Origin of the sequence: Hydrogenophaga borbori, assembly GCF_003417535.1 — a bacterium.
Lineage (GTDB): Bacteria > Pseudomonadota > Gammaproteobacteria > Burkholderiales > Burkholderiaceae_C > Hydrogenophaga > Hydrogenophaga borbori.
Genome location: NZ_QVLS01000019.1, coordinates 17,829 through 35,185 on the forward strand (window position 1 = coordinate 17,829; position 17,357 = coordinate 35,185).

17 protein-coding genes are annotated in these 17,357 nt (G+C 70.3%); 8 read left to right on the forward strand and 9 right to left on the reverse strand.

Annotated elements, in window-relative coordinates; translation table 11 throughout:
- Positions 1–2 precede the first annotated feature (2 nt).
- The 4 genes from DY262_RS21000 to DY262_RS21015 all read left to right on the forward strand — a co-directional run bounded on the left by DY262_RS21000 (position 3) and on the right by DY262_RS21015 (position 4,117).
- Positions 3–1,064, forward strand: a complete 1,062-nt coding sequence (locus DY262_RS21000; protein WP_116961004.1) for an ABC transporter ATP-binding protein — start codon at positions 3–5, stop codon at positions 1,062–1,064.
- A complete protein-coding gene (locus DY262_RS21005) occupies positions 1,061–1,951 on the forward strand; it encodes an ABC transporter permease (RefSeq protein ID WP_116961005.1) in 891 nt (296 codons plus the stop codon). Before DY262_RS21000 ends, DY262_RS21005 begins: the two co-directional genes overlap by 4 nt.
- A gap of 63 nt (positions 1,952–2,014) precedes the next feature.
- On the forward strand, positions 2,015–3,073 hold the full coding sequence (locus DY262_RS21010; RefSeq protein WP_116961006.1) for an extracellular solute-binding protein: 1,059 nt from the start codon (positions 2,015–2,017) through the stop codon (positions 3,071–3,073).
- 54 nt (positions 3,074–3,127) lie between these two features.
- A complete protein-coding gene (locus DY262_RS21015) occupies positions 3,128–4,117 on the forward strand; it encodes a glycosylasparaginase (protein ID WP_116961007.1) in 990 nt (329 codons plus the stop codon).
- 25 nt (positions 4,118–4,142) lie between these two features.
- On the opposite strand, the gene DY262_RS21020 is transcribed toward DY262_RS21015, so the two are convergent.
- The 6 genes from DY262_RS21020 to DY262_RS21045 all read right to left on the reverse strand — a co-directional run bounded on the left by DY262_RS21020 (position 4,143) and on the right by DY262_RS21045 (position 11,079).
- The gene (locus DY262_RS21020; protein ID WP_116961020.1) at positions 4,143–4,664 is read right to left on the reverse strand and encodes a GNAT family N-acetyltransferase; all 522 of its coding nucleotides are present in this window, start codon (positions 4,662–4,664) and stop codon (positions 4,143–4,145) included.
- A 123-nt stretch (positions 4,665–4,787) separates the two neighbouring features.
- The gene (locus DY262_RS21025; RefSeq protein WP_116961008.1) at positions 4,788–6,380 is read right to left on the reverse strand and encodes an amidohydrolase; all 1,593 of its coding nucleotides are present in this window, start codon (positions 6,378–6,380) and stop codon (positions 4,788–4,790) included.
- Complete coding sequence (locus DY262_RS21030) at positions 6,373–7,098, reverse strand: ABC transporter ATP-binding protein (RefSeq protein ID WP_116961009.1); 726 nt, start codon at positions 7,096–7,098, stop codon at positions 6,373–6,375. The genes DY262_RS21025 and DY262_RS21030 overlap by 8 nt, the downstream gene beginning before the upstream one ends.
- Positions 7,092–8,852 (reverse strand): branched-chain amino acid ABC transporter ATP-binding protein/permease, encoded by a 1,761-nt coding sequence (locus DY262_RS21035; protein WP_116961010.1) that lies wholly within the window; start codon positions 8,850–8,852, stop codon positions 7,092–7,094. The genes DY262_RS21030 and DY262_RS21035 overlap by 7 nt, the downstream gene beginning before the upstream one ends.
- Entirely contained in the window at positions 8,842–9,885 is a 1,044-nt protein-coding gene (locus tag DY262_RS21040) for a branched-chain amino acid ABC transporter permease (RefSeq protein ID WP_116961011.1), read from the reverse strand. Before DY262_RS21040 ends, DY262_RS21035 begins: the two co-directional genes overlap by 11 nt.
- A 3-nt stretch (positions 9,886–9,888) precedes the next feature.
- Positions 9,889–11,079 carry an ABC transporter substrate-binding protein gene (locus DY262_RS21045; RefSeq protein ID WP_181936591.1) on the reverse strand — a complete coding sequence of 397 codons (1,191 nt, stop codon included), beginning with the start codon at positions 11,077–11,079 and terminating at the stop codon, positions 9,889–9,891.
- A gap of 178 nt (positions 11,080–11,257) precedes the next feature.
- Between DY262_RS21045 and DY262_RS21050 the strand changes: the two genes are divergently transcribed.
- The 3 genes from DY262_RS21050 to DY262_RS21060 are packed head-to-tail and all read left to right on the forward strand — an operon-like array spanning position 11,258 to position 13,701.
- Positions 11,258–11,746, forward strand: coding sequence for a flavin reductase family protein (locus DY262_RS21050; protein ID WP_181936592.1), 489 nt, complete (start codon positions 11,258–11,260; stop codon positions 11,744–11,746).
- Positions 11,743–12,948 (forward strand): acyl-CoA dehydrogenase family protein, encoded by a 1,206-nt coding sequence (locus DY262_RS21055; RefSeq protein ID WP_116961013.1) that lies wholly within the window; start codon positions 11,743–11,745, stop codon positions 12,946–12,948. Before DY262_RS21050 ends, DY262_RS21055 begins: the two co-directional genes overlap by 4 nt.
- 24 nt (positions 12,949–12,972) lie before the next feature.
- Positions 12,973–13,701, forward strand: coding sequence for a Crp/Fnr family transcriptional regulator (locus tag DY262_RS21060; RefSeq protein WP_116961014.1), 729 nt, complete (start codon positions 12,973–12,975; stop codon positions 13,699–13,701).
- 32 nt (positions 13,702–13,733) lie between these two features.
- On the opposite strand, the gene DY262_RS21065 is transcribed toward DY262_RS21060, so the two are convergent.
- From DY262_RS21065 to DY262_RS21075, 3 genes are all read right to left on the reverse strand, one after another.
- On the reverse strand, positions 13,734–14,138 hold the full coding sequence (locus DY262_RS21065; protein WP_181936593.1) for a YybH family protein: 405 nt from the start codon (positions 14,136–14,138) through the stop codon (positions 13,734–13,736).
- A 94-nt stretch (positions 14,139–14,232) separates the two neighbouring features.
- On the reverse strand, positions 14,233–14,625 hold the full coding sequence (locus tag DY262_RS21070; protein WP_116961016.1) for a nuclear transport factor 2 family protein: 393 nt from the start codon (positions 14,623–14,625) through the stop codon (positions 14,233–14,235).
- Between the two features lie 135 nt (positions 14,626–14,760).
- A complete protein-coding gene (locus DY262_RS21075) occupies positions 14,761–15,351 on the reverse strand; it encodes a cytochrome b (protein WP_342769006.1) in 591 nt (196 codons plus the stop codon).
- 428 nt (positions 15,352–15,779) lie between these two features.
- Here DY262_RS21075 and DY262_RS21080 point away from each other — a divergent pair, with 428 nt between their 5' ends.
- Positions 15,780–16,979: a tyrosine-type recombinase/integrase gene (locus DY262_RS21080; RefSeq protein WP_116961017.1), complete on the forward strand. Its 1,200-nt coding sequence runs from the start codon at positions 15,780–15,782 to the stop codon at positions 16,977–16,979.
- Positions 16,980–17,357: the final 378 nt, after the last annotated feature.

Consider the following 17,357-nt stretch of genomic DNA (forward strand, 5'->3'; position numbering starts at 1 on the left):
CCATGGCCCGCGTCTCCCTGCAGAACCTTCAGAAGCGCTTCGGTCCCACCACTGCGGTGGCCGATTTTTCCCTGGACATCGACGACGGCGAACTGGTGACCTTCCTGGGCCCCAGCGGCTGCGGCAAGACCACCACGCTGCGCATGATCGCCGGCTTCATCGCTCCCACGGCGGGGCGCATCCTGGTCGGCGACGACGACATCACCCGCCTGCCGGTGCACAAGCGCCACACGGGTATGGTGTTCCAGCGCTACGCGCTGTTCCCGCACATGACGGTGGAGCAGAACGTGGCCTTCGGCCTGGAGATGCACAAAGTGCCGGCGGCGGCGCGCGGCGCGCGCATCGGTGAGGCGCTGGAGCTGGTGCGCATGGGCCACCTGCGCGCGCGCTATCCGCGCGAGCTCTCGGGCGGCCAGCAGCAGCGCGTGGCCATCGCGCGGGCGCTGGCCATCCAGCCGCGCGTCTTCCTGCTGGACGAGCCTTTGTCCAACCTGGACGCCAAGCTGCGGCTGGAGGTGCGCGAGGAGATCCGCGCGCTGCAGCAGCGCCTGGGCCTGAGCACCGTGTTCGTGACGCACGATCAGGAGGAGGCCCTGGCCATCTCCGACCGCATGGCCATCATGCACGACGGCATCGTGCAGCAGGTGGGCGCGCCGCGCGAGCTCTACGAGCGCCCGGCCAACCTGTTCGTGGCCGAGTTCCTGGGCCGCATGAACCTGTTCCCCGGTCGGGCCGAGGGGCCGGACCGCTTCGTCAGCGAGACCGGAACCGTGATGGCCACCGACACGGCGCCGCGCGGCGCCACCCACCTGGGCATACGGCCGGAACGGCTGCGCCTGGCAGCGCAGCCGATGGCGGGCGGCAACGCGCTGGCCTGCACGCCGCAGGCCATCAGCTACCTGGGCGCGCACATCGAGGTGAAGGCGCTGCTGGCGGATGGCGCCACCGTGACCAGCCAGTTGGCCAACCACGTGGACGGCGGTTTCGACCCCGGGCAGATCGCTGTCGGCCGGCCCGCCTACGCCTGCTTCCGCCCGCAAGACTGCATGTTGTTCGACCGATGAGCCCGCACCTCACGCCCCCGCCGCGCCGCGCCCTGGCCCTGACCGGACCCGGCCTGGCCTTTCCCGCCTCCCTGGTGGTGCTGCTGGTGGTGCTCGCGCCCATGCTGCTGCTGCTGCTGGGCAGTTTGCGCGCCGACGCCACGCCCGGCACCGACGCCGCCAGCGGCTACACGCTGGCGAACTACGCGCTGTTCTTCACCGACGCCTACTACCACCGGGTGCTGTTCGACACGCTCTGGGTCTCGGCCGTATGCACCCTGGCGGCGCTGCTGCTGGGCTTCCCGGTGGCTTACTTCCTGGCGCGCACGCAGAGCCCGCGCAAGAGCCTGTTCATCGTGCTGCTGGTGTTCCCCCTGATGGTGGGTGGGGTGGTGCGCGCGGCGGGCTGGATGGTGATTCTGGGCAACGCCGGCATCGTCAACGCGGTGTTGACCGGCCTGGGCCTGAGCGAGGCGCCGGTGAAGCTGCTCTACACGCCGCTGGCGGTGATCCTGGGCACCACGGGCGTGGTGTTGCCCTACCTGATCCTGGCGCTGCAGAGCGTGCTGGAGGGGATCGACTTCTCGGTCGAGGAGGCGGCGCAGAACCTGGGGGCGAACTTCTTCACCACCTTCTGGCGCGTGCTGTTGCCCATCGCCGCGCCCGGCGTGGCCGCCGGCACGGTGCTCGTCTTCATCCTCTGCATGAACGCCTATGCCACGCCGGTGCTGCTGGGTGGCACGGGCCTCACGATGATGGCACCGGCCCTCTACGACCAGATCACCAAAGCCGCCAACTGGGGCTTCGGTTCGGCGCTGGCCTGGGTGCTGGTGACCGTCACGCTGGCCATGGCCGTGCTGTCCAACGGATTCATCCACCGCCGTTACCGGCGAACCATGGGCGGCTGAGCCCGCCGGGACCCGCAGCGAGCCATTCCCTCCCCACCTCAACCACCAACAGGAGTGTGTTTCATGAGACTGATCCGTCGTCGATTCATTCAAGGGGCTGGCGCCATCGCCCTGGCCCCGGCCCTGGGCCTGGCCGGCCGGCCGGCCCTGGCCGCCGGCGAGGCCTGTTCGGGCCGCGTGGTGGTGGGCACCTGGGGCGGTGACTACCAGCGCCTGTTGCAGGAGAACATCGACCCGCTGGCCAAGGCCGCGCAGCTGGAGGTGGTCTACGACGTGGGCGCCGCGCTGACGCGCCAGACCAAGATGCGCGCCGAGCGCAACGCCCGGCGGGCCACGCTGGACGTCTCGCTGCTGCGCGACAACGACATGTACCAGATGTTCGCCGAAGGCACGACCCAGGCCATCGACAAGGCGCTGGTGCCCAATCTGAAGCATGTGCTGCCCGGCCTGTCGCGCAGCTACGCGGTGCCGCACATCTTCAGCGCGCTGGTGCTGGTGTACGACACCGAGAAGGTGAAAACCGCGCCCACCGGCCTGGCGGCGCTGCTGGATGCCTCCCTCGCCGGCCGGGTGGGCGTGGTGGACGACCAGTACGACTACCTGACCCTGGCCGGCTCGCTGGCCTCGGGCAAGGGCGCGAGCGACCTGGCGGCCGGCCAGAACTTCCTGCGCGAGTTCAAGAACAACAAACCCAAGGTCTACCCCTCGGTCGACGCCCTGGCCAGCGCGCTCAAGAGTGGCGAGATCTGGGCCACGGTGACCTGGAAGGCGCGCGCGCTGCAGTGGAAGAAGGCCGGCCTGCCACTGGCCTTCGTGTTTCCGCGCGAAGGGGCCTTGCCCGCGACTTTCGAGGCCGCCGTGGCGGCCGGCAGCCGGGTGGGCGCCTGCGGCATGGGCTACCTCAATGCCATGCTGGACGCGCGCGCGCAGCGGGCTTTCGCGGAAACCATGGGCTACGCGCCCACGGTGGCCAACGCGGAGCTGCCGCCCTCGCTGGCCGAGTCCGTGGGCTTCAGCCGGGCCGAACTGGACCGACTGGCCCAGGTCGATTTCGAGCTGCTGATGAAGAACAAGGCCGCATTGCTGGCCTTCTGGACCAAGGACTTCCGCGTCGGTCTCTGACGCGATCGCTGAACCGCGCGCGCGGCGCAGAGCCGCGCGCCATGGGAATTGACTGTGATTGTTATTGCGAACAACGAAGGCAAGTCGGGCATCCCCACGGCCGCGCGCCTGCTGGCGGCGGGCGCGCCCGGCCTGGATGCGCTGGAAGCCGGCATTGAGCTGGTGGAAGACGACGAGGAGGTCTGCACCGTCGGGCGAGGCGGTTGGCCCAACCTGCTGGGTGAGGTCGAACTCGACGCCTCGGCCATGCACGGCACCAGCCTGCGCACCGGCGCGGTGGGCGGGCTCAAGGGCTTTCGCCACCCCATCCGCGTGGCGCGGCAGGTGCTGGAGCGCCTGCCGCACGAGCTGCTCATCGGGGCGGGCGCGGAGCGCTTCGCGGCGGAGATCGGCGCCGAGCGCATCGAGCTGCTGACCGAGCGCTCGCGCGGCGCCTGGCAGCGCTGGTTCGAAGCCGAGGTGAGCGAAGAGGACCGGCGCCGCTGGCCCGAAGTGGCGCTGGAGCGCTACTGCCACGACGCCGTCGACCCCGAGATCGGCAAAGACACCACGGTGTTCCTCGCGCAGGACGCCGAGCGCCACCTGGTCAGCGGCACCAGCACCTCGGGCTGGGGCTGGAAGTACCCCGGCCGCCTGGGCGACAGCCCCATCATCGGCGCCGGCTCCTACGCCGACAGCCGCTATGGCGCCTGCGCCTGCACCGGCGCGGGTGAGATGACCATCCGCGCGGGCACCTCGCGCGCCGTGGTGCTGTACATGAAGATGGGCATGTCGGTCGGGCGTGCGGTGGAGGAGGCCATCAACGACATGCGGGCCCTGCAGGGCGGCTTGCTCAACCGCGTGACCATCCACGCCATCGACAACCGCGGCAACCACCGCGTGGTCGCCGTCAACGGCATGGAGGGCAACCACTACTGGCTGTGGACGCCCGGCATGGACGCGCCCCAGGCCTTTCCGGCCGAGATCGTGGAGATCACGCCCCAGGTGACCCGAAAGAAAGGCGCAATGAGCGTCTACACGCGACCCGACGGGATGCCCGGCTGAATGAACGCCGCTGGGCGCTGCGGTCTCAGAGCGGCGCAACCATGTAGGCCGCGTCCTCGCCGTAGCTGAGCAGGTGGCGCTGCTGCTGCGGGTCCGTGACGGCCCGCCGCGTGAAGCCGTGGCGCGCCCAGTAGGCTTGCGAACCCTGCACCGAGACCAGCGCGGCCTGGCGCACGCCGCGCGCGCGGGCGCGCTGGAAGAGGGCGCCGAGCAGCGCGCCCGCCGCGCCGCGCCCGCTCCACTCGGGCGCCACCGACACGTCGTGCAGGTAGAGCACGGGCTGGTGCGCGCGCGGCGGCAGGAAGTCACCGTCGAAGGGCGTGACCTTGCCGGGGTCCGACCAGTAGGCCGCCGCGTAGGCGCGCAGCGCGCGCGTGCGCTCGCAGGCGATGCCCAGCGACTGCTGGTGGTCGCTGGCCAGCCGCCGCGCGTAGACCTCGGCGCTTTCGAGGAAGTCCTCACCAAAGCATTGGGCCTGCAGGTCCAGCAGGTCGTTCAGGTCGTCGGGGAGCAGGGAGCGGATGGTCCAGGAAGGCGCGGCGGGCATGAAGGCAAAGCGTGGCGCGAAGGCCGGTGGGCGCAGGGGCCCCGGAAAAACGAAAGGGCCCGAAGGCCCGACGCGCATTTTATCGGGCGCGGGTTGGCCCCCCGGTGGGGGCGGGCGGGCACTTCAAGCGGTCCACACCGTGCGCCCTCCCAGCACATGGCGCAGGACCCGCGTGCGCCGCACGGCGGCGGCCTCGGCCTGGAACGGGTCCGTGTCCACCAGGATGAGGTCCGCGTCGGCGCCCACGTTCAGGTGACCGATGCGGTCCCACAGCCCCATCGCCCGCGCGGCGTTTTCCGTGTGGCTGCGCAGGGCCTCGGCCGCGTCCAGGCGTTCGCGGGCGCCCAGCACCGCGCCCGAGGGTGTGCGCCGCTCGCGCGCGTCCGCCATGGAGGCGAAGGGGGAGAAGTCGCCGGCGGGGGCGTCCGAACTGCCCACCAGCCGCACGCCGCGCTCGACCAGGCTGCGGGCGGGGTAGAGGCGCTGGGCGCGCTCGGGGCCGAGCGCGGCCGCGAAGCCGTCGCCCATGCGCCCGATGAAGCTGGGCTGGGTCGCCACCGCGGCGCCGGTGGCCGCGAGCCGGTCCAGCGCGCCGTCGGACAGCAGGCCGAGGTGCTCGACGCGGTGCGGGCGACCGTCGGCCAGCGGCGCCGCGGTGCGCAGCGCGTCCAGCGCCTCGTCCACGCCGTGGTCGCCGATGGCGTGGATCGCCACCTGCCAGCCCGCCGCCGCCGCCACCGACACGCCGTGGCGCAGCGCCGCCGGGCTGCCCATGAGCAGGCCCTTGCGCTGCGCGCAGGCGCAGTAGGGCTGGTGCAGCGCCGCGGTCTGGCTGCCCAGGGTGCCGTCGCTGAAGCACTTGAGCGTGGCGGCGCGCCAGCGCGGGTCGAGCGAGGGCCGCAGGCCGCGCAGCGCGGCCTCGGTGGCGCCGATGGCGAACATGAAGCCCATGCGCAGCGGAAAGCCGCCCTGGTCGCGCACACGGCACCACAGGTCCCACTCGGCCTCGAAGCCCGCGGTGAAGCCGACGGCCGCCTCCACCACGGTGCCCACGCCGAGCGACAGCGCGTGCCGCGCCACGGCGTGCAGGGCGCTGGCCAGTTCGTCGGCGGCGGGGCGCGGCAGCAGCGGGTACAGCGGCACGGCGGCGGCCTCGCGCATGATGCCGTTGGGCACGCCGTCCTCGCGCTCGAGCAGGCCACCGGGCGGGTCGGGGCTGTCCTCGCGGTAGCCGGCGCGGCGCAGGGCCTCGGTGTTGGCCACGGCCGCGTGCCCGCACACCCGCCGCAGCACCACCGGCCGGTCCGCCACGGCGCGGTCGATCTCGGCGCGCGTGGGCAGGCGCCGCTCGGCGAGCCGGGCCTCCGACAGCCCGTGGCCCACCAGCCAGTCGCCGTCCCCGCGCGCGCGCTCGCGCAGTGCGTCCAGCAGCTCGGGGATGGAGGCGGGGGCCTGCGGCCCCGACAGCTGCCAGACCAGCCGGTCCATCGCCATCCACCACAGGTGGGCGTGCGCGTCGATGAAGCTGGGCAGCACGGTGGCGCCGCCCGCGTCGATGACCTCGTCCGCCGGGGGCAGGGCCTCGCCGGCCTGGCCCAGCCAGCGCACGCGGCCGCCTTCCATCAGCAGCGCCGTGGCGTGCGCGCCCGACGCGTCCGGGTAGATGCGGGCGTTGCGCAGCAGCACGCGTCCGGTGGGGTTGCGCGCCTCAGGCATGGGTGGCCCCGCTGCCGAGGTAGCTGTCGATCACGCGCGGATCGCGCGCCAGTTCGCTGGAGGGCCCGTCGAGCACCACGTCGCCCATCTCCAGCACGTAGGCCCGGCCGCTGAAGCGCAGCGCCAGGCGCGCGTTCTGCTCGACCAGCAGCACGGCCAGGCCCTGGCTCGCGCGCAGGGCATCGAGGGCCTGCAGGATCTGCAGCGTGATGCGCGGCGCCAGGCCGGTGGAGGGCTCGTCGAGCAGCAGCAGCCGGGGGCGCGACATCAGCGCGCGGCCGATCGCCAGCATCTGCTGCTCGCCGCCCGACAGCGTCTGCGCCATCTGCGACTGGCGCTCCCGCAGCACGGGGAACAGGCCGAACACGAAGTCCACGTCGGCCTTGAGCGCGCCCCGGGCCTGGTGCCGACGCAGGTAGGCGCCGAGGCGCAGGTTGTCGATCACCGACAGGCCGCCGAACAGCTCGCGCCGCTCGGGCACCAGGGCCATGCCGGCGCGCAGGCGCTGCGCCGTGCCGGGCCCCAGGGCGCGACCGTTCCAGGTCAGCGCGCCCGAGGCCTGTGCATTGAGGCCCATGAGCGCGTTGAGCAGGGTGGTCTTGCCCGCGCCATTGGGGCCGATGACGGCCACCGCCTCGCCGGCGTCCACGCGCAGCGACAGGTTCTGGATGACCTCGGAGCGGCCATAGCCGGCCTTCAGTCCCTCGACGTTCAACATGCCTCGTCTCCCATGCCCAGGTAGGCCTCGATCACGCGCGGGTCGCGCCGCACCGCCGCCGGCGCGGCGTCGGCGATCAGGCGCCCGCGGTCCAGCACCACCACGCGGGTGGCCAGGGCCATCACGATGTCCATGTCGTGCTCCACCAGCACGATGGTGCAGCCCTGCGCGCGCAAGGCGCGAATGAGCGCCACCAGGCGCTCGCGGTCGGCGCGGCGCAGGCCGGCGGCCGGCTCGTCCAGCAGCAGCACCTCGGGGTCGGCCATGAGCGCGCGCGCCACCTCCACCAGACGGCGTTCGCCGAGCGAGAGGGTCTCCACCAGGCGCTGCGCGTGCGCGTCCAGGCCCACGCGCGCCAGGCAGTCGCGGGCCGAGGCGGCCACGCGGGCCTCGTCTTTCGCGTCGCGCCCGAACACGGCCGCCAGCACGCCGCTGCGGGTGCGCCGGAACGCGCCGAGCATGACGTTGTCGAGCACCGTGCGGTCTTCGAGCAGGCGCGTGTGCTGGAAGCTGCGCGCCAGGCCGCCGGCCGCGCGCGCCTGGGCCAGGGGCTCGCCGCGCAGGCGCACGCGCCCGGCGTGCCGCGCATTGACGCCGCTGATGACGTCGAAGCAGGTGGACTTGCCCGCGCCGTTGGGACCGATGAGGCCCAGCACCTCGCCGCGGTGCAGCCGGAAGCTCACGTCGCTGAGCGCCTTCACGCCGCCGAAGGCCACGCCCACCGCTTCGACGTCGAGCAGGGGCTCGCCGGCCTCGCCGGGCGCGGCGCCGGCCCGCGAGGGCAGGGCCACGCCGCCCGGCCGCGTCCCGCGCGTCGCCAGCGCGCGGTCCAGCCGGGTCCAGAGGCCTTCGGGGAAGAACAGCATGACGGCGATGATCAGCACGCCATAGAACAGCGGCTCCAGGCTGCTGGCCGTGGACGAAACGGCGGGCAGCACCGCCTGCAGCACCCAGTTCAGCCCTTCGACGATGCCGGTCCCCGCGAGCGCGCCCATGGCACTGAGCTCGCCACCCACCACGGCGATCATCAGGCCCTTGATGGAGCCCGACAGGTCGAACGGCGAGGGGCTGATGAAGCCCAGGTAGTGCGCGTACAGGCCGCCGGCCCAGCCCGCCACCATGGCCGACACCACGAAGGTCCACAGGCGCACGCCGCTGACCGAGATGCCGAAGCTCTCGGCCATCACCTCCTGCTGGCGCACCGCGCCGAGCGCGCGGCCGGTGCGCGAGCGCTGCACGCGCAGGATGGCGAAGACCACCAGCAGCGCGCAGCCCCAGCTCAGCAGGGCCATGGGGCGGGGCGCGCTCAGCGACTGGCCGAACAGCGTGAAGGGCGCGATGCCCGCCAGGCCCGAGGCGCCGCCGGTCCAGTCGGCCGCCGCGCGGAAGCACACGGCCAGCGCGATGCCCCAGGCCAGCGTGGTCAGGGCCAGGAAGTGGCCGCGCAGGCTGCTGGTGGCGCTGCCGATGAGCCAGGCCGCCGCGCCCGACACGCCCAGGCCCGCGATCAGGCCGGCTGCCGGGTGCAGGCCGGTGCGCGCCACCAGCAGGGCGCTGGCGTAGGCGCCCAGGCCCATGAAGGCGGCGTGCCCCAGCGAGACCTGGCCACTGAGCGCCAGGATCACCAGCGACAGGCCGAGCAGGGCGTAGATGCCCATGGTGGCGAGCACGGAGGCGTGGAACTCCGCGCCCGCGACCGACACCAGCGCGACCAGTGCCGCGACGACAAGAAGTCCGCGCGCCTCAATGCCCATGAACGACTCCCCGGCGCTTGTGGCGTGCGGTCTGCAGCAGCAGGATGGGAATGATGAGCAGGAACACCAGGGCGTCGCGGTAGGCGCTGCTCAGGTAGGAGAACACCGACTCGAAGCCGCCGATCAGCACGCCGCCGACGATGGCGCCGGGGTAGCTCACCAGGCCGCCCAGCGTGGCGCCCACGAAGCCCTTGAGCCCGATGAGGAAGCCCATCTCGTAGTGCACCCCGACCACGGGGGCGATCAGCACCCCGGCCACGGCGGCCAGGCCCGCGCCCAGGCCGAAGGCGCGGCGTCCGGCGCTCGCGACCTCGATGCCACACAGGTCGGCGCCCGTGCGGTTGACCGCGCAGGCGCGCAGTGCCGTGCCCGCCAGGGTGTGGTTGAAGCCCAGGTAGAGCGCCACCACCAGCAGCACCGTGAGGCCCAGCACCAGCAGCGACTGGTGGCTGATCACCACCGCGCCGATGGCAAGGCTGCCGTCGAGCAGGGGCTCGACCGAGTGCGCCTGCGGCCCCCAGAGCTGCAGGGCCAGGCCTTGCAGGATGAGGTGCATGCCCAGGGTCACGATGATGTAGACCAGCACGCTCGCGCGCGCAATGGGCTCGATCGCCAGGCGGTGGAACATGGGGCCGAGCGCCGACACCATGAGCACGGCGGCGGCGGCGTTGAGCGCCGCGGGCGCCCGCAGCGCCGCCAGGGCCAGCGGCAGCGCGAACGCGAGCGCCGCGGTGGCCAGCGCGCCCAGGCAGGGCCGCGCGATGGCCCAGGCCCCCTGGCGGCGGGCCGCCAGGGCGCTGAGCGCGCCCCACAGCAGCGCGCCCGCGCCGAGCAGGTAGCTGGTGCCCGGCAGCAGGCCTTGCTCCAGGCTCACCAGGGTCATGGCCGCGAGCATGGCGAAGTCGCCGTGGGCGATGTTGATGACGCGCGTCACCAGGTAAATGAGCACGATGCCCAGGCCGAGCAGCGCGTACACGGCGCCGCTCGTGAGCCCGTCGATGCCGAGGAACAGCAGGGTGTCCAGCGATGCCACCGCTCAGTCCCCCAGCAGCTTGAAGCGCCCGTTGTCGACGCGCAGCATGACCAGGCCGACATCGTCGAGGCCCAGGTGGTCGTCCTTGGACAGGTTGAAGATGCCGTTGGCGCCGGCGTGGCCGCGGATGCGCTCCATCTGGTCGCGCGCGGCGGCGCGCAGCGCGGGCAGCGGCGCGCCCGCGGGCGCCGCCTTGGTGGCGGCCGACAGGGCGCTGAGCGCGAGGTGGGCCGCGTCCCAGCCCTGGCCCGCGAACAGGTCGGCCGTTTCGCCGGGGAATTTGCGCGCGTAGGCTTCGACGAAGCGCTGCAGCGGCTGCTTGAGCGGGTGGCTCGCCGGCAGCTGCTCATGCACCTGCAGGGCACCGCTCACCACGTAGGCGCCGTCCAGCGTGCCCTTGGCCATGGCCAGAAAGCCCGCGTTGGCCGCGCCCGCGCTGTGGAACACGGGCCGGTCCACGCCCACGCGCAGCAAGGCCTGGTGCGCCAGCACGCTGGACGGCGGGATGGCGTGCAGGTAGACCGCGTCGGCGCCGGCCTGGCGGATGCGCAGCGCCTGCGGCGTGAAGTTGGTGTCGGCGCGGGAGAAGCGCTCGTTGGCCACGATCTGCAGGCCGTACTCGGGGGCCAGCTTGCGGAACTCGTTCCAGCCGGCCTCGCCATAGGCGTCCTCGAGCCCGAAGTAGGCGATGCGCTTGGCGCCGCTTTTCCTCAGGCGCTCGAGCGTGAAGGCGATCTGCATGCGGTCGGTCATCGGCGTCTTGAAGGTCCAGTGCCGCTCGGCCACGGGCTCCACCACGGTGGCGGCCGAGGCCATGGAAATGTTGAGCACGCCGGCCGCCTTGACGGTGTCCAGCACGGCCATGGAGGCGGGCGTGGTGGTGCAGCAGATGACCACCGCGGCGCCGTCCTCGCTGGCCAGCTTGCGCACCGCGTTGACGGCCCGCGTGGGATCGGAGCCGTCGTCCAGGTAGACGAAGCGCGGCTGGAACGGCAGGTCGCCGCGCGAGCGCGCCATCTCCTCGACCAGCTCGATCGCCTTCTTCTCGGGCAGGCCGAGGGCGGCGGCCGGCCCGCTGGCCGATGCCACCACGCCGATCACCAGCGTCGGTTTGCCAGGGGCCTGTGCCCAGGTCGTGGCGTGGGTTGCCGCCAGCAGCAGGGTCGCCGCCAGCAGCCGTTTGATGGGCTTCATGTGAGTGCTCCTCGTTGTGGATGCCGCGACGGTACGCAGCGCGCGCGCTCCTCGCGGTATCGGCCGATACAAGCGCGCTAAGGGAATGCCCTGGCGTGCAGGTATCGATCGATACAGACGTTGCGCGCCGGGCTCGCGAGACTGCGGCCCACCATCAATCACAACGGAGGTCCTCAGGATGGACAGCACTCTCGACAGCCGCCGGTTTCGCGCCGCGATGGCCTGTCTTCCCACTGGCGTCACCGTGGTGGCCTGCGGCACGGCCGAGGCACCCGCGGCCATGACGGCCAACTCGGTCACCTCGGTGAGCCTGGAGCCGCCGCTGCTGCTCGTCTGCGTGCGCAACGAAAGCCGCTGGCTCTCGCCGCTGCGGCGCCACGGCCGCTTCTCGGTCAACGTGCTCAAGGCCGGCCACCAGGCCGTGTCCCAGTACTACGCCGGCCGCGGCGAGGCGGGCTGCGAGGCCCCCTGGGCCATGGAGCAGGGCGTGCCCGTGCTCGACAACGCCGGCGCCGCCCTGGTCTGCGAGGTCGTGGCGCAGCACGCCGCGGGCGACCACACCATCGTCGTCGGGCAGGTGAACGCCCTGCGCGACGGCGATGTCGACGCGCGCGCGCTGGTGTACCTGCGGGGCCAGTACCACGAGCTTGGGGGGGCCGCCGCATGAGCCGCATCGCACCAGCTTCACCCGCCCCGGCCATCGAAGAACTGGTGGCGCGGGCGCGCGGCCTGGCGCCGCTGCTGCGCGACTGCGCGCCGCGGCACGAGGCCGAGCGCCGCGTGTCCGACGAGGCGATGGCCGCGATGCGCGGCATCGGCCTGTTCCGCATCGTGCAGCCCCTGTCCTGCGGCGGCTGGGACATGCACCCGCGTGCGCTGTTCGAATGCGCGCGCGAAGTGGCCCGCGCCGATACAGCGGCCGGCTGGATCCTTTGCCTGGCGGGCGTGCACCCCTGGCTGCTCGGCATGTTCGAGCCGCGTTTTCAGGACGAGGTCTTCGCCGGTGGTCGCGACGCGGTGGTGCCCGTGCTCAGCGGCGGTGTGGGGCGCGATGTGCAGGTGCGCCTCGAAGGCGACGCGCTGCGCCTGTCGGGCCGCTGGCTGTACGCCTCGGGCGTGGACGTGGCCGACTGGCTGTGCGTGATGGTGGCGGTGCCGCGGGACGGTGGCCCGCCCGAGCAGCGGCTCGCGGCGGTGCCGCGCAGCGCCTTCACGGTCGACCACGCCAGCTGGCAGGTGGCCAGCATGCGCGGCACCGGCAGCAAGGACGTGAGCCTGAGCGATTGCCTCGTGCCGCTGTACCGCACCCTCTCCTGGACCGACGCGCAGCGCGGCGTGTACCCGGGCCAGGCCCGCAACCACGGCCCCATGTACCGCATGCCGCTCAACGCGGTGTTCGCCTTGTGCACCGCGGCGGGTGTCGTGGGCGGGGCCTTTGGCCTGCTCGACGCCGTCATCGCGCTGGGTCGCAAGCGCATCGCCAACGCCACCTCGACCGCGCAGTCGGAGGACCGCCACAACCAGATCGAACTGGGCCAGGGCGCGGCGCAGATCCACATGGCGCACCGCCTGATCGTCTCCGACATCGACGAGATGCACGCCCAGGCCGAGCGCGGCGAGCCCTTTGGCCAGGAGCAGCGCGCCCGCTACCGGGCCGACGCCGCGCTGGCCTCGCGCATGGCGGTGGCGGCCGCTGGCCGGCTGGTGGCCACCTGCGGCGGTGCCATCCTGCCGCAGGGGCCGGTGGAGCGCTTCTTCCGAGACATCCACGGCATGGCCTCCCACTTCCTGCTGCAGGCCGAGGTGGGTGGCGAGCTCTACGGCAAGACCCTCTATGGCCTGGAGCTGCCGCCCACCACGCGCCTGTGAGGGCGCCATTGAAGGATCGCGGCCATGAAGCTAGATTCCCCCGCCATGAGCGAACGCCGACAAGAAACCTGGGGCCTGTCCCCCGAGGACGTGGAGCTGTGGCTGCGGCACGACTACCTGGCCGACCGCCTGCGTATCCGCAAGGGCAACCTGCTGTACGGACAGGGGGAGGTGTCGCCGCACTTCTTCCTGATCCTCTCGGGCGAGGTGCGCATCTCCTGCTTCGAGGAAGACGGGCAGGAGATCACCATCGAGGTCATGGGCCCCAACGGCCTGTGCGGGGACGCCCCGGCGTTCGACGGGCTGCCGCGTTTCTCCACCGCGGTGGCCCTGCGCGACGCCGAGGTGCTGCGCTTCGACGCGCGGCGCCTGCGCGAGGCCTTCGCCACCCATCCCGAGCTCGCCCTGTCGCTGCTGCGCATCGTGAGCATCAAGCAGCGCGTGCTGGCCATCCGGCTCGAATACGCCTTCTCCCTGCCGCCCGAGGCGCGCGTGCTGCACCTGCTGCGGCGCGTGGCTGGCATCTTCGGCACCACCACCGCGCAGGGCCGGGAGATGACCGTGCACCTCACGCACGAGCAGGTGGGGCGCATGACCGGCACCTCGCGCGTGACCGTCACGCGCGTGATCAACCGCCTGCGCCAGCGCGGTCAACTGGCGATGAATGGGTCGCGCTTCGTGATCCTGAACGAAGGCGACCCGCCGGGCGAGGGCTGGCCCGAGACGCGGGCCGAGGCCTCCAATACGCGCTGAGGGCGCGCGCCCGGCGCACCCTCAGGACGGACTCAGGCCTTGGCCTCGGGCCCGTTGTCGTTGTCCATGTCGAGCATGGCGCGCCATTGCCCGTCGACCTTCTTCCACACCACCACGTACTTGCCGACGAAGCTCACCGGCCCTTCGTCCTTGACCATGCTGATGCGGTAGCGGCCAATGTCGTAGGCCATGTCACCGGCGTCCGACAGGTGCAGCGTGGGCGTGTACTCGGCCACGAAGTCCTTGCGCTGCAGGTAGCCGCCCCAGACCTCCTTCAGCTTGGCCCGGCCCGTGGCCAGCGGCCGCCCGGGTGGCATGTAGGTGGCGTCGTCGGCGTAGATGGACAGGATGGCCTCCAGGTCGCGTTCGCGGATGGCCTTCATCCACTCCTGGTAGCGCTGGGTGATCGCCGCGACGGCGTCGGGGTGCTTGCTCATGAAATCTCCATGTGATCCGTGCAACCGCTTGTGCACGGGGCCATGGTGCGCACGGCGGCCCGCCGTGTCTGTATAGGCCGATACCGATCGCGGCTCAGACGCCGAGCCGGCGCATGCGATCGGCCATGTCGGACCAGACCTCCTTGGAGGCGATGAGGCCGTTGTCGATGTCGAAGCGGTCGATGTAGCGCACGCCATCGAAAGCCTGGTCATTGGCGAACACGCCACTGACCGTGCCTTGGGCGAAGACCACGGTGTGGCCCTGGTGGCTCTGCGCCAGTTCCATCGCGCCATAGGTGTAGGCCACGCGCTGGTAGCGAGGCCCGCTCAGGGCGAGGAAGTCGGCCACGCGCTGGAAGCGGGTGGGGCCGGGAAAGACCAGCTGGACGTCGGGCGTGAGGCAGCGCTGGGCCGCGTCGGCGTCTCCGTTGTTGACGGCGCGGATGAAGCGCTCGATCAGTTCGCGGGCGTGTTCTAGGGGTGTCATGGCGAAGGCCCAAGTGAAGGAAGCCCCATTCTTGGGGCGCGGCGCGGGTCGCGGCTGTATCGGGCGATACCGGCGCGGCGGGGCCGGCTTCGAGGGGGCGTTCAGGGCCTGCCTGGAACGAATGGGGCGGTGGCGCTATCGCCTTTGGGGCCACATCCGAAGCAGCGTGTTGTCTCGGGTGATGAAGTGGTGGAACAGCGCCGCCAGGGCATGCGCGCCGACCAGGAAATAGCCCAGCGTGCCGAGCGCTTCGTGGACCTCTTTCAACTGCTTGCCGAGGTCTTTGTTTTCCGCCAGGAGCGCTGGCAGCTGGATGCCGAAGAACGGGATCGGCTTTCCCGAGGCGCTGAGCGTCAGCCAACCGAGCAGGGGCATGGCCACCAGAAAGACGTACAGAGCGATGTGCATGGCGCTTGCCAGCCCTTGCTGCCAGCGGGGCAAGGGTGGCGCGACGGCCGGGGTCTCGCCCAGGACGCGGTTGAACAGGCGCGGGGCCATGAGGGCCAGCACCGCCAGGCCGAGCATGAAATGCCCGTCCTTCAAGGCTTCGCGCGGTGCGCTGCCCTTGGCGAAGAGGTCGGTCAGGTTGATGCAGGCATAGACACCGATCAAGACGAGCACGGTCAACCAGTGGAGGGCTATCGAGACGGTTCCGTAGCGGCTTGAGGTGTTCTTCCAAGGCATCGTGAGCTCCTTGACCACGCCGAAAAGCTGAGGGTGGGCCATACGCCCTCTTCAATGCATTCTGCGCTCGATCGTTGGGATGACCCAAGCCCATGGCGAGGTTAGGCGGGGTTCAGGCGCGGGGGCTTGCGCTGCATCAAAGGGCCGGCTCTTGGCGAGGGTGCAAGGGATGCGCCGCGTGATTGGTCGGTCGTGGGCGGTGCACCGGGATGCACGAAAAAAAGCCCCGCAACACGAGGGTTGACGGGGCTTTCAGGGCTCTGGGTGAAGCGACCTGGGTCGTTCTGAGCGTGATGGTTGGCGGAGAGGGCGTCTGCCAAATAGGGATTCCAATCGATCCCAAATTGTCCAGGTTGAGCAGATTTTCCCTCTGGGGTCTGATCGCGCTCTGTCCAAGATCGTCCATCCCAATCATCTCCAATCCAAGCCTCTATGGTAGAAAGGATGGTAGATCCTGAAAGCAAGGAAATATGGCTAGAAAAGCAAAAGAGCTGTCTGCACTGGAGGTAGGGCGCCTGAAGGAAGCAGGTCACCACGCTGTGGGTGGTGTGGCCGGTCTGTACCTCTACGTCAACGAGGCTGGCGCGCGTTCATGGGTCTTGCGCTTCATGGCCGGAGACAAGCGCAGGCATATGGGGCTAGGTGGTTTTCCAGACGTCCCGCTGGCACACGCCAAGGAGAAAGCCCGGCAGGCACGTGACGATATCGGCAGAGGAATCGATCCCATCGCCCAACGTCAGGCAGCCATCAGCCAACTGCGTGTCCAGCAGATGAGCGAGAAGACTTTCGAGCAAGCGGCCACAGCCTACATCGAAGCCCACGGAGACACTTGGAAGAACGCCAAGCACCGCGCCCAGTGGGAAGCCACCTTGAAGACGTATGCCTATCCGATCATGGGCAAGCTGCACGTGCGCGATGTGGGCCAGGAGCAGGTTCTCAAAGTGCTGGAGCCGATATGGAAGTCCAAGAACGAGACGGCCTCCCGAGTGCGGGGGCGTATCGAAAGCGTCCTGGACTGGGCTACCGTGCGCAAGTACCGCACGGGAGAAAACCCGGCCCGCTGGAAAGGCCATCTCGATCACTTGCTGGCGGCGCCCAGCAAGGTCAAGAAGGTGGAACACCATCGCGCCTTGCCCATCGACGAGATGGCCGCGTTCATGAAGGAGCTTCGCCAGCGCGAGGGAATGGCTGCCCGGGCATTGGAGTTCACCATCCTGACTGCGGCGCGAAGCGGAGAGGTGCGCGGTGCATCGTGGTCCGAAATGGATCTCGAGGTCGGCGTTTGGACCGTGCCCGCCGAGCGCATGAAGGCTGGCAAGGAGCACCGGGTACCGCTCTCAGCTGCGGCGCTCAAACTTCTCAAAGCCTTGCCTCGGCTGGAGAAGGGGGAACATGTCTTTTATGCGCCGCGTGGCGGGCAGCTCTCTGATATGTCGTTGACGGCAGTGATGCGGCGCATGGAGGTCGATGCCGTGCCCCATGGATTCCGATCCACTTTCCGGGACTGGGTGGGAGAGCGAACGCAGTACCCCAGAGAACTGGCTGAGCAGGCGCTCGCGCATGTGCTGGACAACAAGGTAGAAGCGGCCTACCGAAGAGGAGATGGATTGGAGAAACGTCGCCAGATGATGACGGAATGGGCAAAGTTCTGTACTCTAAAATTCGGATAATCTTTTAGACATGCTGCACGGTCCGCTCAACTACCTGCTAAAACCGGCAGGAGATTGGCTGTAAACGCACGATGTCGGTGATCGGCCTTGCAGCCCAAAATTTTTTTCAGACTTCCCCGCCAATGACTGTTGACAACCCCCAGCACTCCTGCCTGCTTCGCATTGAGCTTGGGCTTGAGAAATTCGCATCCATCATGTTGGGGAACCTAGATAGCTGCTATCAGCTACTTCTAAAAAAGGATGAGCACAATCTCACGTTTGATCAATTCATGATGATGGTCTGAAGTCCCCTCGAAAACCTGAACCAGCCGGAGGTAGAGAATTCCCTCAGACGGAGTCTCTACATGAAGAAATCCAGATTCAGTGAAGCGCAGATAG

Excerpts from the sequence above, each read along its gene's own strand:
- DY262_RS21060 (WP_116961014.1), top strand. The coding sequence starts at position 12,973 with ATGAAGCTAGATTCCCCCGCCATGAGCGAACGCCGACAAGAAACCTGG.
- DY262_RS21065 (WP_181936593.1), bottom strand. The coding sequence starts at position 14,138 with ATGAGCAAGCACCCCGACGCCGTCGCGGCGATCACCCAGCGCTACCAG.
- DY262_RS21050 (WP_181936592.1), top strand. The coding sequence starts at position 11,258 with ATGGACAGCACTCTCGACAGCCGCCGGTTTCGCGCCGCGATGGCCTGT.
- DY262_RS21070 (WP_116961016.1), bottom strand. The coding sequence starts at position 14,625 with ATGACACCCCTAGAACACGCCCGCGAACTGATCGAGCGCTTCATCCGC.
- DY262_RS21055 (WP_116961013.1), top strand. The coding sequence starts at position 11,743 with ATGAGCCGCATCGCACCAGCTTCACCCGCCCCGGCCATCGAAGAACTG.
- DY262_RS21025 (WP_116961008.1), bottom strand. The coding sequence starts at position 6,380 with ATGCCTGAGGCGCGCAACCCCACCGGACGCGTGCTGCTGCGCAACGCC.
- DY262_RS21020 (WP_116961020.1), bottom strand. The coding sequence starts at position 4,664 with ATGCCCGCCGCGCCTTCCTGGACCATCCGCTCCCTGCTCCCCGACGAC.
- DY262_RS21030 (WP_116961009.1), bottom strand. The coding sequence starts at position 7,098 with ATGTTGAACGTCGAGGGACTGAAGGCCGGCTATGGCCGCTCCGAGGTC.
- DY262_RS21045 (WP_181936591.1), bottom strand. The coding sequence starts at position 11,079 with ATGAAGCCCATCAAACGGCTGCTGGCGGCGACCCTGCTGCTGGCGGCA.
- DY262_RS21010 (WP_116961006.1), top strand. The coding sequence starts at position 2,015 with ATGAGACTGATCCGTCGTCGATTCATTCAAGGGGCTGGCGCCATCGCC.
- DY262_RS21035 (WP_116961010.1), bottom strand. The coding sequence starts at position 8,852 with ATGGGCATTGAGGCGCGCGGACTTCTTGTCGTCGCGGCACTGGTCGCG.
- DY262_RS21005 (WP_116961005.1), top strand. The coding sequence starts at position 1,061 with ATGAGCCCGCACCTCACGCCCCCGCCGCGCCGCGCCCTGGCCCTGACC.
- DY262_RS21000 (WP_116961004.1), top strand. The coding sequence starts at position 3 with ATGGCCCGCGTCTCCCTGCAGAACCTTCAGAAGCGCTTCGGTCCCACC.
- DY262_RS21080 (WP_116961017.1), top strand. The coding sequence starts at position 15,780 with ATGGCTAGAAAAGCAAAAGAGCTGTCTGCACTGGAGGTAGGGCGCCTG.
- DY262_RS21075 (WP_342769006.1), bottom strand. The coding sequence starts at position 15,351 with ATGGCCCACCCTCAGCTTTTCGGCGTGGTCAAGGAGCTCACGATGCCT.